Origin of the sequence: Actinomadura terrae (genome assembly GCF_022751215.1) — a bacterium.
Lineage (GTDB): Bacteria > Actinomycetota > Actinomycetes > Streptosporangiales > Streptosporangiaceae > Spirillospora > Spirillospora terrae.
Genome location: NZ_JAICDG010000002.1, coordinates 1,888,427 through 1,913,256, shown reverse-complemented (window position 1 = coordinate 1,913,256; position 24,830 = coordinate 1,888,427). Strand labels below are relative to the sequence as shown.

The window sequence follows — 24,830 nt, the reverse complement described above, 5'->3', positions numbered from 1 at the left end:
ATACCCGCTGCGCCTGCGCCCCAGTTCGCTTGGAGGCCCGCCGCCCTTGTTCTCAGGGCGGCCGGTGGCGGGCGAGGTGTTGTGTTCTGGAGCGTTTCCAGGGGCCGTGCGAGGGCTGTTAGTGGCCTAGGGCTTTGGCCACGTCTTCGCGGTAGCGGGCGTAGCGCTCCAGTTCCGCGGTGATGGGGGCGATGACTTTTTGGTCGGCTACGCGTTCGATGCCCTCGCGCATGTGGTGTTCCATCTTGTCGCCGTGTTTGGCGGACGAGAGGGCCACCAGGTTCCGGCAGGCGGACGAGGTGAGCAGCCCCATGCCCAGGGTGCAGACGGCCAGGACGGCGACATAGGGGATGAGGCCCGCCTCGCCGACGAGGTCGGGCGGGTCCTGGCCGGCGTCCAGGACGCCGTAGGCGACGAGGAGGCCGATCCAGACGACGCTCAGGACGGCGACCAGGATGAGGAAGTACTGCCAGGTCTTGATCAGCCACCACCAGCGGGGGACCTGGTTGAAGCCGGGCAGGGCGTCCTTGAGGGAGTCGCCGAGGGCTTCGGGGATCTCGACGGCGTGGGTGCGGGCGGCGGCGCGGACGGAGCGGGCCCAGGGCGGCGGGAGTTCGGCCGCCACGCCGGTGGTGACGGCGTGCAGGGCGTTGTCGACGTCGCCCTGCTGGGCGCCGATGGGGCCGGTGAAGGCGTCGCGGAGTTCCTCGCGCAGTTCGGTGAGGCGCATGCGGCGCAGCGGGTCGGAGCGGAGGCGGGTGATCAGGGCGGTGACGGGCCAGCCGACGAAGTCGGCGGCGCGCAGCTCGTAGGCGCTCTCCATGGCATCGGCGACGGCGGGCGCGCCCGCCGCGTCGGTGAGGGCCTGCACGAGGTCCTGGCGGCGGTCGTCCTCGACGGCGGTGGGCGGGTCGGCGGTGTAGCGGTGGACGGCGAAGCGCTCGGCGACCTTGTCGACGTCGGCGGAGAGGCGTTCGCCGCGGGCGCGGCGGGCGGCGACGGTGTCGACGAGGATGTCGCGGAAGCCGGTGACGCCGTCCTCGCTGACCGCGGACGTGGTGACGATGCGCGGGTGGGCGAGGCCCTCGGCCTCCAGCAGGCGGCGCAGGTCGGCGACGCAGTCGTCGATCTCGTCCGGGCCGAGGCGGTCGACCTGGTTGAGGACGATCAGCGTGACGCCCGCGTGCCGGGCGAACGGGACGATGTAGTTGCGGTGCAGGGCGGCGTCGGCGTACTTCTGCGGGTCCACGACCCAGACGAGGAGGTCGGCGATCGTGACGAACCGGTCGACCTCGGCGCGGTGCAGGGCCTGGATGGAGTCGTGGTCGGGCAGGTCCAGCAGGACGAGGCCCTGGAGGGAGTTGTCGGGGCGTTCGAGGTCGAGGGCGCTGGCGCGGGCGTAGCGGTGGCGCTTGTCGACGTCGAGCCAGTCCAGGAGCGGCCCGGCGCCGTCCAGCCCCCAGACGCAGGCGTGGGCCTGCGAGGTCATCGGGCGGCGGATGCCGGTGGGCGAGAGTTCGAGGCCGCAGATGGCGTTGAACAGCGAGGACTTGCCGCTGCCCGTCCCGCCGGCGAGGGTCACGACCGTGTGGTCGCCCGACAGCCGCAGCCGCTGCCCGGCGCGGTCGAGCAGGGCGCCGGCGTCGTCGAGGAGCGGCTGGTCGAGACGTCCCGTCCCGGCCTGGAGGAGGCGGTCGAGGCCGTCGAGCCGCTCGGGCAGCGGGGTCGGCTCGGGCGGGGGCGGCGGCGGGTACACGGGGGTGCCGAGGGCGCCGGCGGCGGAGTTCGCGGGGATGGCCGAGGTGGTCATCGGGCAACCTCGAGATTGTAGGTGGCCTGGTAGAGCTGGACGGGGACGGTCTCGTCGGGGATGCCGGCGGCGTCGAGCGCCTGCCCGTATCTGATCGCCTCCTCGTCGAACAGCATCCCGATCCGGCTGCGCAGGTCGGCGCGGGCCTTGGCGCCCATGCCGCGCAGCGACTCGGCGCCGAACAGGGCCTTCAGGAGCCGCTGCGGGACGGCGCTGTTGCCGCCCTCGACCGCGACGTCGGAGGTGCCGTAGCCGAGCAGCCCGATCATCAGGACGAGCGAGACCGCCTCGGTGTCGAAGGAGACCAGCTTGGCGACCGAGCGCTTGGTGACGCCCTCGGTGCGGATCAGTTCCTGGACGTGGTCCTGCCAGGAGCTGACGGCGCGGGTGACGCGGCGCGACAGCTCCGGGGAGACGCCACTGAGCGTCGCGGCCGGGCCGGACATCACGTGACCGCCCGCCGGGTGCTCCCGCCAGCGGGCGAGGACCTGCTCGGCGCCGTGCTCGGCGGACGACATGATCAGCGATTCGAGGGCGTCGCGCAGCGCGGACTTGAGCGCGCGGACGCGGGCGGGGCTGCGGTGGCGGCGGTTCGCGGAGCGTCCCCGGCGCGGCCGCGGGACGTGCAGGGCGCGCAGCAGGTCGCCGGTCCCGGCGAACTCCTGCCAGCGGGCGAGGACCTCGCCGCGCAGGAGGGAGCCGTTGCGGGTGGCCTCGTCCAGCTCGGCGAGGACGGTGGCGTAGGCGGCCTCGACCTGCTGGGCCAGTTCGGCGCGCTGCGCCACCTGCGCCTCGACGTGCCGGGCCAGTTCGGGGACGCGGGTGCGGAAGCTGTCCAGGACGGCGGCGAGCGTATCGCTCACGACGATCTCGCGGCCGTCGGTGTCCTCGGCGACGCCGACGAGCCAGGCGCGGATGTCGGCGACGGCGTCCTCGGGGAGGCGGCTCTCCTCGATCCGCGTCTCGGGGACGGTGAAGCGCCGCGCGTCGCCGACCTCGTGCTCGTCCAGCATCTCGCCGAAGTGCTCGGCGACCTCGGCGCCGCCCCAGCCGGTCTCGCCGGAGCGGTCGCCGCGTCCCTCGCTCTGGGGGATGCGGGAGAGCACGACGCCGATCGTGGCGCCGTTCTCCTTGGCGCGCTGGAGCATCTGCCACACCTGCGCGTCGGCGTAGCGGGCGGCGGTGGTGACGCACAGCCACAGGTCGGCGGCGGCCATCAGCTTGGTCGCGAACTCGTAGTGGTCCTCGAAGACCGAGTCGAAGTCGGGGCTGTCGAGCAGCGCGAGGCCGGGCGGCAGCGCGTCGCTCGCGATGATGACCAGCTGGTCACCGGCGATGGCGTCGGGCGCGGGCCCGCGGACCCGGCCCATGCCGGGCAGCATCGGCCCCTCCATGAACCACGCGACGTGGTCGGGGTGGCAGACGAGGATCGGGCTGCTGGTGGTAGGGCGGAGCACGCCGGTGGCGCTGACGCGGGCGCCGACGAGGGTGTTGACCAGCGTCGACTTGCCAGCGCCGGTGGACCCGCCGAGGACCACGAGCATCGGCGTCCCCGCCGCCTGGACGCGCGGCAGGACGTAGTCGACGAGCTGGTTGCGCAGCTCCGTGCGGGCCTCGCGGGCCTCCTCGACGCCCGGGACGTCCAGGACGAACTCGAACGTGCCGAGCTGGTCGCGGAGCAGGGTGAGGGCGCGGATCAGCTCGCCCTGGCGCGCCGTCCCACCGCCGGTGCGGGGCGCGGTGCGGGTGTCGCCGGAGGCCCGGAAGCCGTCGCCGCGCAATCCCTTCGGCTGCTGGGGCGCGGCCTTCGCCGAGTCGTCCGCGGGTCCATCAGCGGTCTCCGTGCGGCCGTCCGCGGCCTCCGCGGACCTACCCGCGGGCTCCGCGGGCCTGCCTGCGGCCTCCTGGGGGCGGTCGGCGGCCTCGGCGGGACCTTCCGCGGCCTCTGCGGGGCGGTCCGCGGGCTTGGCGGGACGGTCCGGTCGCGGCGGTTCGGCGGGGGCGGGGGGCGCCTTCTTGGACGGTGCGGAGGCGCCCTTCGTGGAGCGGCGGCGGCCTCTGCGCGACCGCCCCTTCGCGGGGGCGGACTTGGCGGGTTCCGGCGCCTCCGGCTCGGCCGGGGACGCCGCGTCCTCGGCGGGCACGGCGGGTGCGGGCGCCGACGCTCCGCCGGACGTGCCCGGGGTCTCGCCCGCGCGTCCGGGGCCGGTGCCCGCCTCCTCGTCGTGAACCGCGCTCTGCTCTGCCGGGGGTGTCACGGATCCCGTCCCATGTCGGCTCGAATCAGTTCGATCTCTCGTGCCACGCCGACCACGTCGCCGACGACCACGATCGCCGGGGGCCGGACTCCCGCGGCGGCCATCTCCCCGGCCACCGTGCCCAGCGTCGCCGTCAGCGTCCGCTGGCCGGGAAGGGTGCCGTCCTGGATCACGGCGACCAGGGTGTCGGACGACCGACCATAGCGCATGAGCGCGGCCGCGATGACCGCCATCCGCTCGACCGCCATGAGCAGGACGAGCGTGCCGTTCGCGCGGCCGAGCGCCTCCCAGTCGACGGTGGACTCGGCGTGCCCGGGCGGGACGTGCGCGGAGACGACGTGGAACTCCTGCGCGACGCCGCGGTGGGTGACCGGGATGCCGGCGGCGGACGGCACGGCGACCGCGCTGGTGATGCCGGGGACGACGGTGACGGGGATGCCGTGCCGGGCGCAGTGCAGCGCCTCTTCGCCGCCGCGTCCGAACACGAACGGGTCGCCGCCCTTGAGCCGGACGACGAACTTGCCCTGCCGGGCCTGCTCGACCAGGTGCTCGTTGATGCGCTCCTGGGTGACGGTGCGGCCGTAGGGGATCTTGGCGGCGTCGATGACCTCGACGTCGTCGGCGAGCTCGTCCAGCAGCGAGCCGGGGGCGAGCCGGTCGGTGACGACGACGTCGGCCATCGCGAGCAGCTGCCGCCCGCGGACGGTGATCAGCCCCGGGTCGCCCGGGCCGCCGCCGACGAGCGCGACCCCGGCGGGCTTGCGCCGGGAGTGCCGGGATTCGAGGCCGCCCGAGCGCAGCCCGTCGACCACGGCGTCGCGGATTCCGGCGGCGCGCCGGGGGTCGCCGCCGAGCAGGACGCCGACGGTCGCGTCCCCGGCCTGGCCGCTCGCGGGCGTCCAGGCCGGGGAGGACTCGGCGTCGTCGGACCGGACGGCCCAGATCCGCGCCGCCTCGGCCTCGGCGACCACGGCGGCGTTGACCTTGGCGTCGTCGGTGACGGCCTGGACGAGCCACGCGCCCGCGCAGTCGCCGCGCTCGTAGCGGCGGGCCCGCCAGTCGACCCGGCCGGCGTCGATCAGCCCTTCGAGGGAGGCGGTGACGTGCGGGGAGACGAGCACCACGTCGGCTCCGGCGGCCAGCAGCGCGGGCACGCGGCGCTGGGCGACCCGGCCCCCGCCGACGACGAGGACGCGTCGCCCGCCGAGTCGCAGGCCTAGCAGGTACGGGGGCACGTGGTGAATCTCTCGATCGGGTGTCCGGGGTCGTTTCTCGCGGGCGTCGGTGACCGGCGCCGGTCTTTGTGGAACAACGGTACTCGGGTTGGCGAGCTCATGGAGAGGTCCGCGGGCGAGTCGATAGCCGAGCGTGACTCATTCCGTGATCGCGTCGTTACGCCGTTCGGCGTCCTTGCCGCTGACCCCCGCCGAGTCGAACGTGGCGACCTCGTGCAGGACCCGCACCGCGGCCTGGACCAGCGGCAACGCCAGCAGGGCGCCGGTCCCCTCGCCGAGCCGCAGCTCCAGGTCGACGAGCGGGCGCAGGCCGAGCGCCTCGATCGCGGCGGTGTGGCCCGGCTCGGCGGAGCGGTGCCCGGCGACGCAGGCGCCGAGGACGCCGGGGCACAGCGCGGCGGCGGCGAGCGCGGCGGACCCGGCGATCACCCCGTCCAGGACCACGGGGACGCGCAGCGCCGCCCCGCCGAGGACGAACCCGGCGATCGCGGCGTGCTCCAGCCCGCCGACCGCCGCGAGCACCTCCAGAGGATCGCGCTCGCCCGGGAGGCCGTGCAGCTCCAGCGCCGTCCGGACGATCTCGATCTTGTGGGCGTGGGTGGCGTCGTCGATGCCGGTGCCGCGGCCGGTGACGCGCTCGGGCGGCAGGCCGGTGAACGCGGCGACGAGCGCGGCGGACGCGGTGGTGTTGGCGATCCCCATGTCGCCGGTGACCAGGCAGCGAGCACCGGAGGAGACGAGGTCGCGGGCGACCTCGATGCCGGTCTCGACGGCGCGGCGGGCCTCGTCCATGGTCATCGCGGGCCCGCGGGTCATGTCGGCGGTGCCGTGGGCGATCTTGCGCGGGAGCAGTCCGGGGGCGGGGTCGAGTTCGGCGGCGACGCCGATGTCCACGACGCTGACCTCGGCGCCGACCTGCGCGGCGAACGCGTTGACGACCGCTCCCCCGGCCAGGAAGTTGGCCACCATCTGCGCGGTGACCTCCTGCGGCCAGGGGGTCACGCCCTGCGTGTGGACGCCGTGGTCGGCGGCGAACACCGCGACCGCGGCGGGTTCGGGGAGCGGCGGCGGGCACTGCCCGGCCAGCCCGGAGAGCTGGACCGACAGGTCCTCCAGCACGCCGAGCGCGCCGGGCGGCTTGGTGAGGCGGGCCTGGTGGTCGCGGGCGTCGCGCATGGCGGCCTCGTCCAGCGGACGGATCGCGGCGACGGTCTGCTCGATGGGGTTCACGATGTCCTCTCCGGGCAGCGCGCGCCGCCCGTATTCCTCGTCGTGCACCGCCCACGCGAGGGGACGGCGCCGCGCCCAGCCGGTGAGCGCGAGCATGGGGGCGGGCGGGAACGCCTCGACGCGTCCCGCGCACAGGTAGGCGATGATCTCCAGGTGGGCGGGCAGGCCCAGCTCGGCGGCCAGTTCGCGTTCGTCGAAGAAGCTCACCCAGCCGACGCCGAGGCCCTCGGCGCGGGCGGCGAGCCACAGGTTCTCGACCGCGCAGGCGACGGAGTAGTGGGCCGTCCTGGGCTGGACGTGGCGTCCGAGCGGGTTCCGGCCGCCCCGGGTGGGGTCGCAGGTCACGACGATGTTGACGGGCGCCTCGCGGATGGCCTCCACCTTGAGGCCGTCCAGGACGGCGGCGCGCGCGGGCGGCAGGCTCGCCGCGTAGACGGCGCGCTGCCGTGCGGCGAGGTCGCGGATGCGGCGCCGTTTCGCCGCGTCGCGGACGATGAGGAAGTCCCAGGGCTGGGTCAGCCCGACCGAGGGGGCGCGGTGGGCGGCCTCCAGGACGCGGGTGAGGACGGCGTCGTCCACGGGGTCCGGGAGGAAGCCGTCGCGCATGTCGCGCCGCTCCGTGACGACCCGGTAGACGGCGTCGATCTCGGCCTCGTCGAAGACGTCGCTAGATGCCGAGTTCACCGAGCACCCCGAGCAGCGCGTCGTTGGCCGCGCGGTCGCGGACGGCGATCCGGAGCCAGTCCGGGCCGAGCCCCGGGAACGTGTCGCCCCGGCGGACGGCGTATCCGCGCTGGCGCAGGAGCGCCCTGATGCCGAGGGCGTCCGGGACGCGCAGGCACAGGAACGACGCGCGCGCCTCCGGGACGACGTAGAGCCCGCGCGCGGCGAACTCGGCCGCGAGCCGGTCGCGTTCCGCCGCCGCCTCGACGGCCCACCGCTCCGCCTCGGCGACCGCGTCCGGCGCGGAGCACGCCTCGATCGCGACGAGCGCGGGCGTGGAGACGGCCCAGAGCGGCTGCGCCTCGGCCAGCCGCGCGACCAGGCCGGGCGCGGCCAGGACGTATCCGGCGCGCAGCCCGGCGAGCCCCCACGTCTTGGTGAGGCTGCGGATCACGACGACGCCGGACGGCAGGCGGGTGGCGAGCGTCTCCGGCTCGCCCGGGACGCAGTCCATGAACGCCTCGTCGACGACGACCGTCCGGCCGGGCCTGGCCAGCGCGGCGACGGCGTCGGCCGGGTGCAGGACGGAGGTCGGGTTGGTCGGGTTCCCGATCACGACGAGGTCGGCGTCGTCGGGGACGGCGGCGGGGTCGAGCGTGAAGTCCTTGCCGAGCACGACCCGTCCCACCGGGTGCCCGGCGGCCCGCAGCGCGGCCTCCGGCTCGGTGAACTGCGGGTGCACCACGATCGCCCGGCGCGGCGCGAGGACCCGCGCGAGCAGCACGAACGCCTCGGCGGCGCCCGAGGTGAGCAGCACCTCCCCCGCCGCCCTGGCGTGCCGCCGCGCGACCGCCCGGCGCGCGGGGCGCGGGTCGGGGTAGGCGGCCAGGCCCGCGACGGACGCGCGCAGCCGCTCGGCCAGCCATGGCGGCGGCGTCCCGGTGCGCACGTTCACGGCGAAGTCGGCGAGCCCGTCGCCGACCTCCGCGTCCCCGTGGTGCCGCAGATCCACCTCGTCGGGCGCCGCCGTCTCGGCGTGCCCCGTGGGCCCGTTCACCGCTGAACCCCCTGTTCGATCGTCCGACATCGTCGTGCTCGCATGCTGTGGCCCCGTCTCCCCGCTCAGGGCGCGGCGGGCTCGTGGTAGAGCAGCGCGTTGACCGCCGCCGCCGCGACGACCGAGCCGCCCTTCTCCGAGACGTTGCTGAGCTGCGGGAGTCCGCTGGCGCGCAGCGCCTCCTTGGCCTCGGACGCGCCGACGAAGCCCGCCGGCACGCCGACCACCAGCGCGGGCCGCACCCGCCGCTCGATGATCTCGGTGATCGCCTCGTGCGCCGACCCGATCGCCCACACCGCGCCCGGCCCCACCTCCGAGTACGACAGCCGGACGGCGGCGGCCGAGCGCGTGACGCCGGCGGCGCGCGCCATCCGGGCGGCGGCGGGATCGGTGGCGTGGCAGAGCGTCTCGCGGGCGCTGATCCCGGCGGCGACCATGCCCTCGTCGGTGACGATCGGCGCCCCGGTGCGCAGCGCGGCCCAGCCCTGCCGGAGGGACTCCTCCTCGGTGACCAGGTCGTCGGCGTACGCGAGGTCGCCGGTGGCGTGGATCACCCGCTCGGCGACGGCGCGCGACAGCGGCGGCAGCGCGGACAGGTCCACGCGGGAGCGCAGGATCTCATACGACCGGATCTCGATCGGATGGGGCTGGCGTACGCTCACTGAGCCTCCAGGCTGGTCATGGTCTTCCTCGCTGTCGCCGGGATGGGCGGGCCGGTGTCGGGCTCGGGGGTCGGGGGCGTTGGGGGGGACGGCGCGGGGTCCCGAACCAGGGTGGCACGGGTTGCCGGACATCACGCCTTTGAACAGTCTCCGCCTGACTTGTCGATAAATAGACGAGCATGACGGTCTATTTCGGTTGTTGTGGCGGTTCGGGCGACCGCCGCGGTGGCGCGGGCCGATCTGCGCTTGCGCACGACGAGCCGGACGCCTTCGCCCCCGGCCGAGCGGGCCGCGTGCAGGGCGGCGGCCTCCGCGACGCTCGCGGTTCCCGTCCGCGCCCGGACCGCGTCGGACGGGGAGGGCACCTCCACCTGCGCCAGCACGTCCACGGGGTAGGCGACGAGCGGCAGCCCGCAACGTCCGGCGGCGGCGCGCAGGACGCGCTCGGCGGCCCGGCCGTCGGCGGTCGCCACGCACCAGACCGCGCCGGGTTCCAGGCCCGCCTCGTCCAGGACGCTGCCGATGAGGTCGGCGACCTCGCCCGCGCCGGCTCCGCTGGACGCGCCGACACCGACCACCGCGCGCGTCATGGCCCGAGGCCCACGATCGGGATCGTCTCCACCCGCCGGACGTCCCTGGGCGGGCGCGACGGCGCGGCGGGCCCGCCGCGCCGTCCCCAGACGACCGTCACCGGCGCGGGCATCGGGGCCGCCCGCAGCTCGACCGCTCCGGCGGTGAACCCCCGCCCGGACAGGACCTCGAGCAGGGCGGGAGCCTCCTCGGCCGTCGCGACGGCGGCGACCCGGCTCAGCGCACGCTCGGCGCAGGCCGCGAGGGTCTCGGGGCCGCCGCGTCCGGTGAACACGGCGTCGGGCTCGGGCAGATGGTCGAGGACGGACGGGACCTCCCCCCGCGACACCGCCACCCTCACCCCGTGCGCGCGGACGTTCTCCCGCACGCGCTCATAGTCGGCCTTGTCGCGTTCGACGGCGACCACGGCGGCGCCGAAGCGCGCGCACTCGATGCCCACCGAACCGTCGCCGGAACCCACGTCCCAGACCATGTCGCCCAGGCGCGGCCCCAGTTTCGCCAGCACGAACGCGCGAATCCCCGGTTCCAGGCCCGTCGCGTCACCGAACGCCTCCTGCGGAAGGGCCCACTCGGACGGCCCCAGGGCCGCACCGTGAATCCAGCCGTTCTCCTCCGGCGGACGACGGTCGTCCAGGACAAGGACCACATCCGGGTTGGTCCACGGCCGCGTGGTCGCCTCCGCCGGGCGGACGTGCACGATGCGCTCCTCGGGCCCGTCCAGCCCCTCGCACACGACGAACGAGCGCGGGGTCTGCGGGAACAACGCGCGCGCCAGTTCCGCCGGCCCCGCGTCGGGGGCCGTCAGCACCGCCACCTTCGGGTGGGCGCGGCACACGTTCACCGCCCGCCGCAGTTCGCGCGCCGACACGACGAGCGCGCCGTCCGGGGAAAGGCCTGCCCGCGCGAACGCCAGACCCGCCAGGGAAACGCGTGTCATCGCGCCATCCGCCCGAACATGCCGACCATGCGCTGCCCGGTCGAGTCCACCAGCACGACCTGCGCCGCGATCGGGCTCTCCGCCGAGCCCGCAACCTGAGCCGCGCGCCGCTCCAGCTCACCGGCGGTGCGGCGGCACAGCTCGCGGCCGCACGGGCCGAGCTTCCCGGCCGCCTCCCACAGCTCGTAGGCGCGCCGGGGGGCGCCCGCTATCTCGGCGGACAGCGCGGGGCCGCCGTCCATGTCCCGCGTGATCGAACCGAGGACGTCCGACGCGGGTGCGGTCGCGAGCGCGGCCTGCTCGTCCAGGCCCGCGATCAGCACGACCTGTGCGAGGCCGTGCTCGACGGCGGCGGTCAGCTCAGCCAGCTCGTCCAGATCCACGGGCGCGAAGCAGGCGTCCGGGAGCGCCGGGAGCATCCGCCGGGCGGCCTCGCCCGCGCCCTCCCCGTACAGCACCAGGGTCGTCTCGCCGTGCGACGCCGCGTCCGCCGCCGTCATGTCCGCCGCTCCCCCTGGTCGACAAGGCTGCCGGGGAACGCGACGAGCGGGTCGGTGGCGAGCATGCTGAAGACGACCATGTCCTCGTTGACGCCGTCGGAACGGCGCTCCGCCCCCCGCGCCACCCCCTCGCGCTGGTAGCCGCCCTTCTCCGCGACGCGGATCGAGGCGTGGTTGCTGACCAGCGCGCGCAGCTCCACCCGGAACAGCCCACATTCGCGTAGGGCCCACCGGGTGACGAGCTTCAGGGCCTCCGTCGCGTAGCCGTTCCCGCGCGCGCTCGGCCGCACCCCGTAGCCGACCTCGCAGGTGAGGTGGTTCCAGTCGAGGCGGAAGAGCCCGATGGTCCCGAGCAGGCGGCTCGTCTCGCGGTCGGTCACGGCGAGGTGCAGGGCCAACCCGAGCCGCTGCACGTTGTGGATGCCCTCCTGGAGGAACCAGGCGATCGGCTCGGCCTCCAGCACGGTCGGGAAGTTGGGCGGGAGGAAGTCCTCCCCGGCGCGGATCACCTCGATCACGTCGGCGGCGTCGTCGAGCCCGAACGGGCGCAGGACGAGCCGCCCGCCCTCCAGGCGCTCGATCTCCTTGAAGGCGTTCACTGACGGTCCCCTCCGCCGGCCCTCACCATCCTGCTCGCGAGCCACGGCGACCCGGCCCAGTGCAGATGCAGGTAGGACGCGACACACTCGCCCTTCACGAAACCCTCCGGACCGGACGTCGACCACTGCCACGCCGCCCGCCACGTCCCGCCGGGCCCGCCGGGCTTGCCTGACGAGCCCCCGTGGCCCGGTTCCGTGACCGTGCGGTGGAACTCGTGGCCGCGCAGCCGCTCCCCCGTCCGGGCGACGACCGAGTCGGTCACCGCCACCGCGGCACGATAGCCCAGTGTCAGGCGCGGGGCCATGGTCGCCTTGACCCCGTCCAGGACGCCGCACATCGGCGCGCCGTCCAACTCCTCCGCGAGATAGAGGAGGCCCGCGCATTCCGCGTAGAGGGGACGCGCCGACTGCGCGAACGCGGCCAGGTCCTTGCGCAGCGGCTCGTTGGCCGACAGCTCAGCCGCGTACACCTCGGGGAACCCGCCGCCGATGACGACGCCGCGCGTCCCCTCGGGGAGCGCCTCGTCCCGCAGCGGATCGAACCGGACGACCTCCGCGCCCGCCGCGTCCAGGAGTTCCTCGTTCTCCGCGTAGCCGAACGTGAACGCGGGCCCTCCGGCGACGGCGATCCGCGGCCTTTCGCCGCCGGAAGGTGCGTCCACCTCCTCGGCCGGGTCCCAGGGGGCGGCGTCCAGCGCGGGGACGTCGCGGGCCAGCGCCAGCACGGCGTCCAGGTCGCAGGACGAGGCGACCATCTCGCCCATCCGGCGGACGCTCGCCACCGCGTCCGGCCTGCGCTCGGCGGCCGGGACGAGCCCGAGGTGCCGGGACGGCGTCGCCGCGTCCTCGTGCCGCCGCAGCGCGCCCAGCACCGGCAGCCCCAGCTCCGCGAGGGCCTCGCGGCACATCCGCTCGTGCCCGTCCGAGCCCAGCCGGTTGAGGATCACGCCGCCGACCCTGGCCGTCCCGAACGAGCGGAACCCGTGCACGAGCGCGGCGACCGAGCGCCCGGCCGCCGCCGAGGCGTCCACGACCAGCACGACCGGGGCGTCCAGCAGCGTCGCGACGTGCGCGGTGGACGCGTAGTCCCCGCCGCCCAGCGAGCCGGACGGCACCGTCCCGGCCGTGCCGTCGTACAGGCCCATCACGCCCTCGACGACCGCGACGTCGGCGCCGGCCGCGCCGTGCAGGAACAGCGGGACGACGAGGTCCTCCGACGTCAGCCACGGATCGAGGTTGCGCCCGGGACGTCCCGTGGCGAGCGCGTGGTACCCGGGGTCGATGTAGTCCGGGCCCACCTTGTGCGGGGACACCGCGAGCCCGCGCGCGGTGAACGCGGCCATCAGCCCGGTCGCCACGGTCGTCTTGCCGCTCCCCGACGCGGGCGCCGCGACGACGATCCGCGGAACCCCGCTCACCACCCGGTCACCACCCGCTCACCACTCAATGCCCCTCTGGCCCTTCTGCCCCCGGTCCATCGGGTGCCTGACCTTGCCCATCTCGGTCACGAGGTCGGCGAACTCCATCAGCCGCGGGTCGGCGTCCCGGCCGGTGATCACGACGTGCTGGTTGCCGGGCCGGTCGCGGAGCGCGGCGATGACGTCCTCGACGTCGACCCAGCCCCACTTCATCGGGTAGGTGAACTCGTCCAGTACGTAGAGGCGGTAGGTCTCGGCGGCGAGGTCGCGCTTGATCTGCTCCCAGCCCTCGCGCGCGTCGGCCTCGTGGTCGGCCTCGGAGCCGGGCCGCTGGATCCACGACCAGCCCTCGCCCATCTTCGTCCAGAACACCGGCCCGCCCTCGCCGGTCTCGTCGTGCAGGCGGCCCAGCGCGCGCAGCGCGTTCTCCTCGCCGATGCGCCACTTCGCGGACTTCACGAACTGGAACACCCCGATCGGCCAGCCCTGGTTCCACCCGCGCAGCGCCAACCCGAACGCGGCGGTCGACTTGCCCTTGCCCGGCCCGGTGTGGACCACCACCAGCGGACGGTTGCGGCGCTCCCGCGTCGTCATCCCGTCCTGCGGCACGTACTCCGGCTTGCCCTGCGGCATCAGCTTCCGCCCTTCTCGCGGCGTCCTACGAAGGCTCGGGTTCCCACGACTGTCATGCGACGCTCCGCGCGTCCCGGACGACCCCGGCGAGCGAGTCCGCGCCCAGCCGGTCGAGGTGCACGACCTCCGCGCCGAGCCGGGCGCCGAGCGCGCCCGCGAGCCCGAGCCGCACCGGCCCCGACTCGCAGTCCACGACCACCGCCGCGCCGCTCCCGAGCGAGCCCGCGAGCAGCCCCGCGACCCTGGCCGGATCTGGCCCGTGCGTGGCGCGCCCGTCGGTGACCACGACCAGCAGCGGACGGCGCGCCGGGTCGCGCAGCCGCTCCACCCGCAGCACCTCGGCGGCGCGCAGCAGACCGGCCGACAGCGGCGTCCGGCCGCCGGTCGGCAACCGGTCGAGGCGGCGCGCCCCGGCCTCGACCGAGGACGTCGGCGGCAGCGCCAGCTCCGCGTCCGCGCCCCGGAACGTGATGAGGCCGACCTTGTCGCGCCGCTGGTAGGCGTCCATGAGCAGGCTGAGCACCGCGCCCTTGACCGCGCGCATCCGCTTGCGCGCCGCCATCGACCCGCTCGCGTCCACGACGAACAGCACGAGGTTGCCCTCACGGCCGTCCCGGACGGCCTCCCTCAGGTCCTCCGGCGTCACGACCAGCCCGTGCCCGGCGCGCCCGCGCGCGACCTGGTGCGGCGCGGCGGCCCTCAGCGTCGCGGTGAGGTGCAGGCCGCGCGCGCCCGGACGGGCTCCGGACACGCGTCCGTAGGGGCTGCGCGCCTTGGAACGCCGTCCCGGGGCGCCCGCGCCCACGCCGGGCACGGTGAACAGGCGAGGCCTGTATGCGGCGTCGGCCGGGGCGGGCTCGGTGTCCGACGACCGCCCCTGTCCGCTCTCCACGGACGGCTCGGACGACTCCCCGCCGTCCTGGGGGACGTCCCCCGGCGCCTCCACGCTCGGCCCGCCGTCGGGGCCGCCGCCGGGCCCGCCGTCCGGCCCGTCGTCCGGCGGCCCGGGATCGGGGTCGGGGTCGGGATCGGGGTCGCCGTGTTCGTCCAGGACCTCGTCGAGCTTCTGCCGGTCGAGGCCCGGCGCGTCGAACGGGTCGCGGCGGCGCCGGTGCGGCAGGGCGAGGCGCGCGGCGGTCCGCACGTCGTCGGCGGTGACGGCGGCCCGCCCGTGCCAGGCGGCCAGCGCGATCGCCGCCCGCGCCGTGACGAGGTCGGCGCGCAGCCCGTCCACCTCGAACGACGCGCACACCGCCGTGATCTGGCGGAGCGCCGCGTCGGTCAGCTCGACGCCGGGCAGCCGGTCGCGGGCGGCGGCGATCCGCTCGGCCAGCGCGGCCTCGTCGTCGGCGAAGCCCGCGGCGAAGCGCTCTGGGTCGTCCTCGAACCGCAGCCGCCGCCGGACGACCTCCGCGCGCTCGGCGGGGTCGCGGGTCGCGGCCACCTCCACCGTCAGCCCGAACCGGTCGAGCAGCTGCGGCCGCAGCTCGCCCTCCTCCGGGTTCATGGTCCCCACCAGCAGGAACCGCGCCGCGTGCCGCACCGACACGCCCTCGCGCTCGACGTGGGACTCGCCCATCGCCGCCGCGTCCAGCAGCAGGTCGACCAGGTGGTCGTGCAGCAGGTTGACCTCGTCCACGTACAGGACGCCGCGGTGCGCCGCCGCGAGCAGGCCGGGTTCGAACGCCCGCACGCCCTCGGTCAGCGCGCGCTCGATGTCCAGCGAGCCGGTGAGCCGGTCCTCCGAGGCGCCCACCGGCAGCTCGACCAGCCGCGCGGGCCGCTCGCCCCCGGCGCCGGGGTGCGGTGCGTCGGGGCAGCCCGGATCGGGCGTCCGCGGGTCGCAGGAGAAGCGGCAGCCGTGGGCGACCTCGACCGGCGGCAGCAGCGCGGCCAGCGCGCGGACGATCGTCGACTTCGCGGTGCCCTTCTCGCCGCGCACCAGCACGCCGCCGACGCCCGGCGACACGGCGTTGATCAGCAGCGCGAGCTTGAGGTCGGCCATCCCGACGACGGCGGAGAACGGGTAGCGCGCGGCGCGTCCGCGCTCGGGGTTCGGGGGTGTCGCGGGGGGCGGCGACGTCTCGCGGGTCGGCGCCGGTTCGGCAGGGGGCATGCCTCGTCGTCCTTTCCTCGGGTGTCCACGCCCGTGGCGGTTCCTGTCCGACGGCCGGAGTCTCCTGGCTCCCGGATCACGGCTCCCCCTCGGCCTTCCAGCCGTCCCGAAGGCGGCCGTGGCGCGAGCGAGGGGGAACTCCCCTGGTCACAGTTGCGGGACAGCCCCGGATTCGCACCGGGTTCCTCCGCTTCCGTCGCAAGGCACAGGATCGCACACCCGAGCGGATCACGCCCGCGAGGAGTCCCCCGCGGGGGTCAGGAGCCCGGGAAGGACGGCTCGCCGAGGTCGCGCGCGGGCACCGCGAACCAGACGGCCTTCCCCTGGACGGGCGGCCCGAGCCGCGACAGCGTCCGGTGCATGCCCCAGCACCCCTCCGACAGCTCCCGGACGATGCTGAGCCCCCGCCCGCAGTCGCCGGACGTCCAGGAGTAGCCGGGCAGCCGCGTGTCGTAGAGGGGGTCGGCGCAGGCGTCGCCGAACGCGTCGGCGTAGGCGTCGAAGACCGCGCAGCGCACCTCCAGCGGGCCGTCGCGGTCGAGCCACAGCTCGTGCGGGCCGTGCTCGCCCGCGTGCTGGTGGGCGTTGGTGGCCAGCTCACTGACCATGAGCCGGGCGTCGGCGATCACGTCCGGGGGCGCGCCGATCGCGGCGAGCGCGCCGGCGAGGACGCGGCGCGCGTGCCCGGCGCAGCCCGGGCCGCGGGGCAGCGCCCACGCCCGGCCGGGTCTCGCGGTGGCCGGCGTCCGGGGCGGCGACGCCGCGGGGATGGCGCCGCCGGTGATGTCGGGCGAGGTCTTCACGGGTCCTCCCGTGGTCTACGCGCGCAGGGACGCGCGACCTTCGTCGGTTACTTTACGTCCCCGGATGGTCACAGCATCCAGACTCCCGTGAGAATCTCACAATCGCAACCGCCTTGAGGAGATTGCTCTGCCCGGGGCGCCGGGTTCGCCATTCGCGTTGTGGGGCGGCGCCAGAGTGGGAAGACTCCATGCCCATGACCTACCGACCAACGGTTCGTGGACGGCGGCTGGCCCGGGAGTTGCGCAAGCTGCGCGAGGAGCAGGGGCTGACCTTGCAGGAGGTCGCCGACCGGCTCGACTGGTCGCGGGCCACCGTGTCCCGGCTGGAGACGAGCCAGACCCGGCCGCGTCCCGGCGACATCGCCGACATCCTCGACCTGTACGGGGTCCCGAGCCCGGCCAGGGACGCGCTCATCACGCTCGCCCGGCAGGCCGGCCAGCGCGGCTGGTGGACCGCCTACCAGGACGTCTTCACCGGCAGCTACGTCGCCCTGGAGGACGAGGCGTCGCACATCCGCACCTGGGACCCGCAGCTCATCCACGGGCTGTTGCAGATCGAGCAGTACTCCCGCGCCGTGATCACCGCGGGGCGGCTGCTGCCCGCCCAGGAGGAGATCGAGCGGCGGATCGCCGCGCGCACGATCCGGCAGGCGCTGCTGGACCGTGAGAACGCGCCGAAACTGCACGTCATCTTCGACGAGTCGGTGCTGCACCGGCAGATCGGCGGGCCCGAGGTGATGCGCGCCCAGCTGGAGGCGCTCAACCTGGCGGTCGAAACTCGCCCATTCGTATGCGTTCAGGTACTTCCTTATACAGCCCAGGAGCATGCAGGCCTTGACGGACGTTTCACCATATTGTCGTATCCGAATGCGGCGGACCCCGATATCGCCTACGTCGAGGGCACCATGGGCGACGTTTACCTTGAGAGCGCCGAGGAAATAGCAAAACATAGGGACCGCTTCGATCGGATCGAGGCGGAGGCCCTGTCCCCCGAGGATTCCGCGCACCTCATCGCCGAGGCAGCAAGGAGCAGCCCGTGACCAACCTGCAGCGCGAACTCACCGGAGCGTGCTGGCGCAAGTCGTCCCACAGCGGCAGCGGAGACCAGTGCGTCGAGGTGGCCCCCCTGGCCAGTGACCTGCGCGCGGTCCGCGACTCGAAGGACCCCGCCGGGCCCGCGTTGGTGCTGACGCAGGCCGCCTGGCGGACCCTGCTCACCTCGCTCCGGGAGGCATAGCAGCAGCGAGCACGACCCGAGGGGCCGCGGCGGACGCCGCGGCCCCTCGGCCTGCCCGGCCTATTTCGGACCCGTCCGAATTGGCACGTGAGGGATCGCACAACGGGGAGAGGAATGGGAGGGACCGAGCGGGGGCTGCACCTTCGGGGAGCGGGAACCCGGCTCCCCGGATAGCGATCGATGAGTGGAGATGGGCACACGATGTCCGCTGAGCAAGCCGCGTCCGTGCACGAGACCGCGCCCGCGGGAGAAGCCGCGCCCGCGAGCGAAGCCGCATCCGTAGGGGAAGGGGCCTCCGCGCCCGGGCCGGACGGCCCGGGAGGCGCGCCGGAGCAGCAGGACGCGGCCCGGCTGCTCGTCAGGACCCTGGAGGCGGAGGGCGTCGAGTACGTCTTCGGCATTCCAGGTGAGGAGAACATCCACTTCGTCCACGCGCTGAACGAGTCCAGCATCCGCTACGTGCTCGTCCGGCACGAGCAGGGCGCGGCGTTCATGGCCGAGATCTACGGGCGGCTGACCGGCCGGGCCGGGGTCGCCTCGGCCACGCTCGGGCCAGGCGCGATCAACCTCCAGCTCGGCGTCGCGGACGCGACCACCAACAGCACGCCGGTCGTGGCGATCTCCGCGCAGGTCGGGCTGGACCGGATCTACAAGGAGTCGCACCAGATCGTCGACCTCGTGTCGCTGTTCCGCCCGATCACCAAGTGGGCGGAGCTGGCGCCGACGGCCGAGGCGCTGCCGGAGATGGTGCGCAAGGCGTTCAAGACGGCGCAGACCGAGCGTCCCGGCGCGGTGTACCTGGCGATCCCCGAGGACGTGGAGTCCGCGAAGGTCGCGGCGGACCTGAAGCCGCTGAAGGTGAACGTCGTCCGGCCGCAGGAGCCGTCGGCGTCGCAGATCGCGCGGGCGGCGGACGTGATCGCGCTCGCCCGGCAGCCGATCATCCTCGCCGGGCACGGCGCGGCCCGGGCGGGCGCGGGCGAGGCGCTCGTGCACTTCTCCGAGCGGCTCGGGCTGCCGGTCGCGACCACGTTCAACGGCAAGGGCGTGTTCCCCGACGACCACCGGCATGCGCTCGGCGCCGTCGGGTTCATGCGGCACGACTACGTGAACTTCGGGTTCGACGAGGCGGACGTGCTGATCGCCGTGGGTTACGAGCTCCAGGAGTTCGACCCCGTCAAGATCAACCCGGCCGCGGACAAGAAGATCCTGCACATCCACCAGTTCCCCGCCGAGGTGGACGACCACTACCCGGTCGAGGTCGGCATCCAGGGCGACATCTCCCGCTCGCTGCACGCGCTCGCCGAGGCCGTCCACCGCCGCTTCGACGTCAACGGGACCGGGCGCGAGATCCGCCGGATGATGAGCGAGGAGCTGGCCGAGGGCGCGGTCGAGGACGGGTTCCCGCTCTCGCCCCGCCGCATCGTCGCCGACGTCCGCGCCGCCATGGGACGCCACGACATCGTGCTCGCCGACACCGGCGCGGTGAAGATGTGGATGGCGCGCATGTACCCGACCTACGAGCCGAACACGCTGCTGGTGTCGAACGGGCTGTCGTCCATGGGGTTCGCGGTGCCGGGCGCGATCGCCGCCAAGCTGGCCCGCCCCGACCGGAGGGTGCTCGCCGCGACCGGTGACGGCGCGTTCCTGATGAACTCGCAGGAGCTGGAGACCGCCGTCCGCGAGAACATCCCGATCACCGTCCTGATCTGGGACGACTCGGCGTACGGGCTGATCGAGTGGAAGATGGACCTCGACATCGGGACGAGCTCGAACGTGAAGTTCGGCAACCCCGACTTCGTCAGGTACGCGGAGAGCTTCGGGGCGCGCGGCTACCGGGTCGGTTCCGCCGAGGAGCTGCTGCCGACGCTGCGCAAGGCGCTCGCCGACGACGCGGTCTCGGTCATCACCGTCCCGGTCGACTACTCGCACAACCTCCGCCTCACCGACAAGCTGGGTGAACTCACCGATCCGTTCTGACGCGACCGCCCTCCGGCGCGGGTCCCGCGTTGAGGCGCGCGCGTCGTTCCGGGCATGGCCGCTGACACAAATGTCCGGTACGCCTTGGCCCTAGCCTGGCGATATGGCGATCAACGGTGACGGGCCCCTCGCCGGGCGGGTGGCGGTGGTGACGGGGGCGGGACGGCGCGCGGGGATCGGGTTCGCGATCGCCCGGGACCTGCTCGCGGCGGGCGCGAGCGTGCTGGTGCAGTCGTGGACGCCGCACGACGACGAGCAGCCGTGGGGCGCCGACCCCGCCGGGATCGACGGGGTGCTGGAGTCGCTCGGCGGGACCGGCCCCCGGCTGGCCTACCTCGCGGCCGACTTCGCCGCGCCGGAGACGCCCGGACGCGTCGTCCAGTACGCGGTGGAGACGTTCGGCGCGGTCGACGTGGTGGTCGCGAACCACGCGCGCAGCTCGCTCCAGGGGCTCGGCGAGCTGACGGCCGCCGAGCTCGACATGTGCTGGGCGGTGAACGCGCGGGCCAGCGCCCTGCTCGCGCAGGAGTTCGCGGCCGCGCACGACGACGCCAGGCCGGGCGGGCGGATCGTGCTGTTCACCTCGGGCCAGCATCTCGGGCCGATGCGGCGGGAGATCCCGTACGCGATCAGCAAGGGCGCGATCCAGCAGATGACGCTGACGCTCGCCGACGCGCTCGCCGACCGGGGCATCACGGTCAACACGGTCAACCCGGGGCCGGTGGACACCGGCTGGGCCGACGAGGAGCTGACCGCGCAGGTCGTCGGGGCGCTGCCGTTCGGCCGGTGGGGCGCGCCCGACGACGTCGCGCGGCTGGTGCGCTGGCTGGTCTCCGACGACGGGCGCTGGATCACCGGGCAGGTCATCAACTCCGAGGGCGGGTTCCGCCGCTGGGCCATGTGAGGCCCCACCGATAAGGTCAGGCGCGGCAGATGACCTCGCCGTGGGTGACGGAGTACCAGCCGTCGTCGGCGGCGGCCCACGCCTTCCAGCCGTCGTAGAAGCGCTGGAGCTCCGCGCGGGTGGCGTGGCCTCCGGCGACGGCCTTGTCGGCGACCGAGGAGTCGCGCAGCCGCCCGCCCCAGGACTCGCTCCACCACTCGCGCTCCGCCGGGGTCGAGTAGCACCAGCTCGACGCGGACGCGGTGACGTCGGTGAAGCCCGCCGCGCGCGCCCACGACACCAGGCGGCGCCCGGCGTCGGGCTCGCCGCCGTTGCCGCGCGCCACGTTGTAGTAGACAGGCAGCCAGGAGTCCATTCCGGGCGGGTCCGGGTACCAGATCATGCTGCCGAAGTCGGCGTCGCGGACGGCGACGGTCCCGCCGGGTTTCGCGACCCGCCGCATCTCGCGCAGGGCGAGCACGGGATCGGCGACGTGTTGCAGCACCTGGTGCGCGTGGACGATGTCGAAGGTGTCGTCGGCGAAGCGCAGCGCGTGGACGTCGGCGACCGCGAAGGCGACGTTGTCCAGGCCTTCGGTGCTCCTGCGCGCCTCGTCCAGCACGGTCTCGGCCGCGTCGGCGGCGGTGACCGGCCCGGGGGCGACGCGGCGGGCCAGCCCGGCGGTGATCGTGCCGGGGCCGCAGCCGACGTCCAGCACCGACAGGCCGGGACGCAGGTGGTCGATCAGGTAGGCGGCGGAGTTCTCGACCGTCCGCCACTGGTGCGAGCTGAGCACGCTGCTGTGGTGGCCGTGGGTGTAGGACGCGTCGGCGGTCATCGGGCATCACCTCTTTGTGCGGATGTCCCGAACCTTACGACGTTTCTCACAAAATGAGAATCGTGTCTCATATTTCAAGACAGCCAGAGATGGGACGAGCCCGAGGCGGCACGCCTCGGGCTCGTGGTCGGCCGGGTGTCAGGCGGCCAGCGCGATACGGCGTTCCGGGGCGCGGGCGGGCACCGGGACGGGATCGGAGGTATGGACGGGAAGCGCCTCGACCACCGCCAGCGCGGGCGAGGTGTCGGTCTCGGCGTAGGCGTTCAGCGTCGCGTGGGTGAGTTCGGTGAGCCAGGGCTGCACGACGGTCCGCTCGGCGGGCCCGCCCAGCCGCGGGTGGGTGAGATGGAATGTGCCGGTCGTCTCGCTCACTGCCAACACCCCTTCCTTGATGCCCGGTGGCCGCGTCACCTGCGGGTACCACCGGTTGTCACATACCCCTTGGTACGCGTGTACAAGCCACTTGGTTCGTTCCGTGTTCCCGGATGTCTCCGAGATCACAGCGCTCACGCTACGCACCACCACTGACATTTTCGAACAGATATTCGCCCCGGCCGGGCCCGCCGTCAGTCCGGACGCGGCGCCGGGTCGGTCGTGACCGAGCGCAGCAGCGGGCGGCTGAGCGCGCTCGCCCCGAGCACGCCCGCGAAACCGATCACGACGAAGCCGACGAGCGTGAGGAGGCCGGGCGTCCCGAACCCGGTGGCGAACGGCGCGGAGAAGAACAGGCCGGTCAGCAGCGAGCCGCCGCCCATCACGGCGAGCGGTATCAGGGTCTCCTGCCGCCGCGCGCGGTCGAGCACCCGCAGCGGCGTCCCGGCGAGGCGCAGCATCGCGTACGCCTGCCTGCGGTCGAGGACGGCGGACGCGCTCGTGATGCCCGCGCTCGTGACCGCGATGAGGAAGGACACGAACAGGACGGTGAACGCGCCCGTCCGCAGGTCGCCGAGCAGGTAGTTCCCGTAGACGTCCTCGTCGTGCCGGCTGGTGGCGACCTTGCCGGGGACGAGGCCGGCCAGCGCCGTCCGGGCGCGGTCGGTGGACGCGGCGCCCCCGGGGACCGTGATCGTGACGACGCCCTTCCCCGTCATGCGGCCGTGCTCCGCCAGCGGGTCGTCCTCGGTCTTGACCTCCTTCACCCCGACCGTGGCGCCCGTCCCGGCGAGCCGGTGCCGCGCCTGCTCGGCGACGGCGGCCGACCGCGCCGGCGGGACGGTCAACCGCAGCGCGTGCGGGTCGCGGATACCGTCCGTGGACAGCGACGGCGGCGTGTTCAGCAGCGCGAGGAAGCCCGCGACGAAGCCGGTCAGCGCGACGCCCGCGACCGTCCGCCAGGCGGCGCGCGGGTCGTCCAGCAGGCGGCGTCCGGCCAGCAGCCGCGCCGGGCCGCGCGCGGTCAGGACGGTGACGCGGCCGATCAGCGCCACCACCCACGGTCCGGCGAGGTTGATCGTGAGGAAGGCCAGCGCGAGGAAGACCAGCAGGACGACCAGCGCCGCCCGGCCGAGGCTCATCAGCGAGCCGCTCACGGCGCCGAACGAGACCAGCACGGCGACGAGCGCGGCGAGCCGGACGGCGCGCAACCGCGGCGGGGTCTCGCGGCGCGCCACGCCCAGCGGGCTCACCACGACGCGGCGCAGACCGGCGACCGCGCTGACGCCGACGAGGACGGGCACCGCCGCGAGCACGCCGAGGACGGTGAGCGCTCCGGGCCACAGGTCACCGGCGAACCAGCCGCCGCCCGCGACACTGATGTGGACGAGCGCCGGGATCGCCGCCGCGTACAGCAGCAGGCCCGCGACCGCGCCCGCGGCGGCGGTCAGCACGGCCTCGGCGACGGTGATCGCGACGACCTGCGCGGGAGTGGCGCCGACCAGCCGGAGCGCGGCGAGCCGCCGGTCGCGGCGCGCGACCGTGAGCCGGGCCGCCGCGCCGCCGAACACCAGCAGCGGCGCGACCATCAGCACCGAGGCGATCGCCATCAGCACCCGGTAGGTGTTGGAGAGCGTGGACGCGGCGGTCGGATACCGGTCGATCCGGACGGGCCCGTCGGTGGTCTCCAGCGACTCGGACGCGTTCCGGTCGGCCGTCATGGCGGGGTCGGCGGGGGCGCGCCCGATGACGATGACGAGTTCGCCGGGGTGGACGAGCGCGTCGCGTCCGAGCGTCCCGGCGGGCGCGGGGAACCGCGCGGCGAGCCGGTCGGCGGGCAGGTCCTTCATGAGGCGGCCGAGGGCGGGCGACGTCCACGCCTCGCCGGGCTTCGGGAAGCGCGGCATGCCGGGCGGGACGGGCGCGGCGCCGTTCAGCGCCGCGAGGTCGATCACCGAGATCGGCCGGCCCCGGACGTAGTCGGTCGACAGGGCCTCGATCGCGGTCGGCGCCGCGGCCGCCTTCTCGGGGTGCCGCCAGGCGTCGGGGTGCGCGCGCTGCTGGAACGCGTGGTTCGCGCCGATCGCGAACAGCAGCAGCCCGGTCGAGACGGCGACGGCGGCGAGCGTGAGCACGGAGCCGAGCAGCCCGCGGCCGCCTCCGCCGCGCAGCAGCCGCCAGGCGAGCCCGAGGGACGCGCGCATCACGCCGCCCTCTGGACGCGGCCGTCCCGCACCTCGGTCACCCGGTCGCACCAGGCCGCGACCGACGGGTCGTGGGTGACGACGACCAGCGACGCGCCGTTGTGCTTGGTGGCCTCCACGAGCAGCCGCATCGTGTCGTGGCCGGTGGCCTGGTCGAGGGCGCCGGTCGGCTCGTCCGCGAACACCACGGCCGGGCGGGGCACGAGCGCGCGGGCGATCGCGACGCGCTGCGCCTGCCCGCCCGACAGCTCGCCGGGGCGGCGGTGCCCCATCCCGTGGAGGCCGAGCGGGCCGAGCCACGCCCGGGCCGCCTTCACCGCCTCGCGCCGGGACGTGCCGTCCAGCATGAGCGGCAGCGCCACGTTCTCCTCGGCGGGCAGTTCGGGCAGCAGCTCCCCGAACTGGAACACGAACCCGAACCGGGACCGGCGCAGCGCGCTCCGGCGCCGCTCGCCGAGCGTGTCGACGCGCTGGCCGAGCAGCCGCACCTCCCCCGCGTCCGGACGGGTGATCCCGGCGAGGCAGTGCAGCAGCGTGGACTTTCCGGACCCGCTCGGGCCCATGATCGCGACGGCTTCGGCGCGGCCGACCGCGAGGTCCACGCCGTCCAGCGCGACGGTCGCGCCGAAGCGCTTCACGAGGCCGTGCCCTGAGAGCACGGCCTCCGGCGGGGCGGGGGCGGGCAGGCTCACGGGCGGTGCTTCCGGACGGAGTCGGCGATCTCCCGCGCGGGCAGGACGACCCCGCCATAGACGACGAACACGACGAAAGCGATGAACAGCGGCACATAGATGAGTTCCATGA

General features: G+C 74.6%; 22 protein-coding genes and 1 riboswitch. Of the genes, 4 read left to right on the top strand and 18 right to left on the bottom strand.

Annotation, left to right across the window (positions count from 1 at the left end; translation table 11 throughout):
- Positions 1 to 118 precede the first annotated feature (118 nt).
- From K2F47_RS18750 to K2F47_RS18685, 14 genes are all read right to left on the bottom strand, one after another.
- Positions 119 to 1,810: a GTPase family protein gene (locus K2F47_RS18750; RefSeq protein WP_242905366.1), complete on the bottom strand. Its 1,692-nt coding sequence runs from the start codon at positions 1,808 to 1,810 to the stop codon at positions 119 to 121.
- Positions 1,807 to 4,068, bottom strand: coding sequence for a GTPase family protein (locus tag K2F47_RS18745; RefSeq protein ID WP_242905363.1), 2,262 nt, complete (start codon positions 4,066 to 4,068; stop codon positions 1,807 to 1,809). The genes K2F47_RS18750 and K2F47_RS18745 overlap by 4 nt, the downstream gene beginning before the upstream one ends.
- The gene (cobA, locus tag K2F47_RS18740) at positions 4,065 to 5,303 is read right to left on the bottom strand and encodes a uroporphyrinogen-III C-methyltransferase (protein WP_242905361.1); all 1,239 of its coding nucleotides are present in this window, start codon (positions 5,301 to 5,303) and stop codon (positions 4,065 to 4,067) included. Before cobA ends, K2F47_RS18745 begins: the two co-directional genes overlap by 4 nt.
- 138 nt (positions 5,304 to 5,441) lie before the next feature.
- Positions 5,442 to 7,217, bottom strand: coding sequence for a nicotinate-nucleotide--dimethylbenzimidazole phosphoribosyltransferase (gene cobT, locus K2F47_RS18735; protein ID WP_242905355.1), 1,776 nt, complete (start codon positions 7,215 to 7,217; stop codon positions 5,442 to 5,444).
- The gene (gene cobC, locus K2F47_RS18730) at positions 7,201 to 8,253 is read right to left on the bottom strand and encodes an Rv2231c family histidinol phosphate aminotransferase CobC (RefSeq protein WP_242905348.1); all 1,053 of its coding nucleotides are present in this window, start codon (positions 8,251 to 8,253) and stop codon (positions 7,201 to 7,203) included. Before cobC ends, cobT begins: the two co-directional genes overlap by 17 nt.
- 65 nt (positions 8,254 to 8,318) lie before the next feature.
- Complete coding sequence (locus tag K2F47_RS18725; RefSeq protein WP_242905341.1) at positions 8,319 to 8,915, bottom strand: precorrin-8X methylmutase; 597 nt, start codon at positions 8,913 to 8,915, stop codon at positions 8,319 to 8,321.
- A gap of 131 nt (positions 8,916 to 9,046) precedes the next feature.
- On the bottom strand, positions 9,047 to 9,505 hold the full coding sequence (locus tag K2F47_RS18720; protein ID WP_242905339.1) for a cobalamin biosynthesis protein: 459 nt from the start codon (positions 9,503 to 9,505) through the stop codon (positions 9,047 to 9,049).
- Positions 9,502 to 10,443 carry a hypothetical protein gene (locus tag K2F47_RS18715; protein WP_242905337.1) on the bottom strand — a complete coding sequence of 314 codons (942 nt, stop codon included), beginning with the start codon at positions 10,441 to 10,443 and terminating at the stop codon, positions 9,502 to 9,504. Before K2F47_RS18715 ends, K2F47_RS18720 begins: the two co-directional genes overlap by 4 nt.
- Complete coding sequence (locus K2F47_RS18710; RefSeq protein ID WP_242905327.1) at positions 10,440 to 10,943, bottom strand: hypothetical protein; 504 nt, start codon at positions 10,941 to 10,943, stop codon at positions 10,440 to 10,442. Before K2F47_RS18710 ends, K2F47_RS18715 begins: the two co-directional genes overlap by 4 nt.
- On the bottom strand, positions 10,940 to 11,542 hold the full coding sequence (locus K2F47_RS18705) for a GNAT family N-acetyltransferase (RefSeq protein ID WP_242905325.1): 603 nt from the start codon (positions 11,540 to 11,542) through the stop codon (positions 10,940 to 10,942). Before K2F47_RS18705 ends, K2F47_RS18710 begins: the two co-directional genes overlap by 4 nt.
- Positions 11,539 to 12,960: a cobyrinic acid a,c-diamide synthase CobB gene (locus K2F47_RS18700; RefSeq protein ID WP_242905316.1), complete on the bottom strand. Its 1,422-nt coding sequence runs from the start codon at positions 12,958 to 12,960 to the stop codon at positions 11,539 to 11,541. Before K2F47_RS18700 ends, K2F47_RS18705 begins: the two co-directional genes overlap by 4 nt.
- An 18-nt stretch (positions 12,961 to 12,978) precedes the next feature.
- Positions 12,979 to 13,593 carry a cob(I)yrinic acid a,c-diamide adenosyltransferase gene (cobO, locus tag K2F47_RS18695; protein WP_242905314.1) on the bottom strand — a complete coding sequence of 205 codons (615 nt, stop codon included), beginning with the start codon at positions 13,591 to 13,593 and terminating at the stop codon, positions 12,979 to 12,981.
- Between the two features lie 52 nt (positions 13,594 to 13,645).
- Positions 13,646 to 15,709: a putative cobaltochelatase gene (locus K2F47_RS18690; RefSeq protein ID WP_272496936.1), complete on the bottom strand. Its 2,064-nt coding sequence runs from the start codon at positions 15,707 to 15,709 to the stop codon at positions 13,646 to 13,648.
- Positions 15,710 to 15,766: 57 nt separating this feature from the next.
- Positions 15,767 to 15,897, bottom strand: a riboswitch (cobalamin riboswitch).
- Between the two features lie 69 nt (positions 15,898 to 15,966).
- Positions 15,967 to 16,512: an ATP-binding protein gene (locus K2F47_RS18685; protein ID WP_242905305.1), complete on the bottom strand. Its 546-nt coding sequence runs from the start codon at positions 16,510 to 16,512 to the stop codon at positions 15,967 to 15,969.
- 194 nt (positions 16,513 to 16,706) lie between these two features.
- Between K2F47_RS18685 and K2F47_RS18680 the strand changes: the two genes are divergently transcribed.
- From K2F47_RS18680 to K2F47_RS18665, 4 genes are all read left to right on the top strand, one after another.
- Positions 16,707 to 17,552 (top strand): helix-turn-helix domain-containing protein, encoded by an 846-nt coding sequence (locus K2F47_RS18680; protein ID WP_242905304.1) that lies wholly within the window; start codon positions 16,707 to 16,709, stop codon positions 17,550 to 17,552.
- Complete coding sequence (locus tag K2F47_RS18675; protein ID WP_242883965.1) at positions 17,549 to 17,749, top strand: DUF397 domain-containing protein; 201 nt, start codon at positions 17,549 to 17,551, stop codon at positions 17,747 to 17,749. The genes K2F47_RS18680 and K2F47_RS18675 overlap by 4 nt, the downstream gene beginning before the upstream one ends.
- A gap of 201 nt (positions 17,750 to 17,950) precedes the next feature.
- Positions 17,951 to 19,729, top strand: coding sequence for an acetolactate synthase large subunit (locus tag K2F47_RS18670; protein ID WP_242905303.1), 1,779 nt, complete (start codon positions 17,951 to 17,953; stop codon positions 19,727 to 19,729).
- Between the two features lie 103 nt (positions 19,730 to 19,832).
- Positions 19,833 to 20,633 carry an SDR family oxidoreductase gene (locus tag K2F47_RS18665; protein WP_242905301.1) on the top strand — a complete coding sequence of 267 codons (801 nt, stop codon included), beginning with the start codon at positions 19,833 to 19,835 and terminating at the stop codon, positions 20,631 to 20,633.
- A 16-nt stretch (positions 20,634 to 20,649) separates the two neighbouring features.
- Here the strand turns inward: K2F47_RS18665 and K2F47_RS18660 are convergent, their stop codons facing one another.
- The 4 genes from K2F47_RS18660 to K2F47_RS18645 form a co-directional block, all read right to left on the bottom strand.
- Positions 20,650 to 21,450: a methyltransferase domain-containing protein gene (locus K2F47_RS18660; RefSeq protein WP_242905291.1), complete on the bottom strand. Its 801-nt coding sequence runs from the start codon at positions 21,448 to 21,450 to the stop codon at positions 20,650 to 20,652.
- A gap of 138 nt (positions 21,451 to 21,588) precedes the next feature.
- Entirely contained in the window at positions 21,589 to 21,822 is a 234-nt protein-coding gene (locus tag K2F47_RS18655) for a hypothetical protein (RefSeq protein ID WP_242905286.1), read from the bottom strand.
- Between the two features lie 194 nt (positions 21,823 to 22,016).
- A complete protein-coding gene (locus tag K2F47_RS18650; RefSeq protein WP_242905285.1) occupies positions 22,017 to 24,026 on the bottom strand; it encodes an FtsX-like permease family protein in 2,010 nt (669 codons plus the stop codon).
- On the bottom strand, positions 24,026 to 24,718 hold the full coding sequence (locus K2F47_RS18645) for an ABC transporter ATP-binding protein (protein WP_242905284.1): 693 nt from the start codon (positions 24,716 to 24,718) through the stop codon (positions 24,026 to 24,028). The genes K2F47_RS18650 and K2F47_RS18645 overlap by 1 nt, the downstream gene beginning before the upstream one ends.
- Between the last annotated feature and the right edge of the window lie 112 nt (positions 24,719 to 24,830).

Coding starts and splice junctions, on each gene's coding strand:
- K2F47_RS18750 (WP_242905366.1), bottom strand. CDS start 1,810: ATGACCACCTCGGCCATCCCCGCGAACTCCGCCGCCGGCGCCCTCGGC.
- K2F47_RS18720 (WP_242905339.1), bottom strand. CDS start 9,505: ATGACGCGCGCGGTGGTCGGTGTCGGCGCGTCCAGCGGAGCCGGCGCG.
- K2F47_RS18715 (WP_242905337.1), bottom strand. CDS start 10,443: ATGACACGCGTTTCCCTGGCGGGTCTGGCGTTCGCGCGGGCAGGCCTT.
- K2F47_RS18710 (WP_242905327.1), bottom strand. CDS start 10,943: ATGACGGCGGCGGACGCGGCGTCGCACGGCGAGACGACCCTGGTGCTG.
- cobO (WP_242905314.1), bottom strand. CDS start 13,593: ATGCCGCAGGGCAAGCCGGAGTACGTGCCGCAGGACGGGATGACGACG.
- K2F47_RS18690 (WP_272496936.1), bottom strand. CDS start 15,709: ATGCCCCCTGCCGAACCGGCGCCGACCCGCGAGACGTCGCCGCCCCCC.
- K2F47_RS18680 (WP_242905304.1), top strand. CDS start 16,707: ATGACCTACCGACCAACGGTTCGTGGACGGCGGCTGGCCCGGGAGTTG.
- K2F47_RS18670 (WP_242905303.1), top strand. CDS start 17,951: ATGTCCGCTGAGCAAGCCGCGTCCGTGCACGAGACCGCGCCCGCGGGA.
- K2F47_RS18665 (WP_242905301.1), top strand. CDS start 19,833: ATGGCGATCAACGGTGACGGGCCCCTCGCCGGGCGGGTGGCGGTGGTG.
- K2F47_RS18660 (WP_242905291.1), bottom strand. CDS start 21,450: ATGACCGCCGACGCGTCCTACACCCACGGCCACCACAGCAGCGTGCTC.
- K2F47_RS18650 (WP_242905285.1), bottom strand. CDS start 24,026: ATGCGCGCGTCCCTCGGGCTCGCCTGGCGGCTGCTGCGCGGCGGAGGC.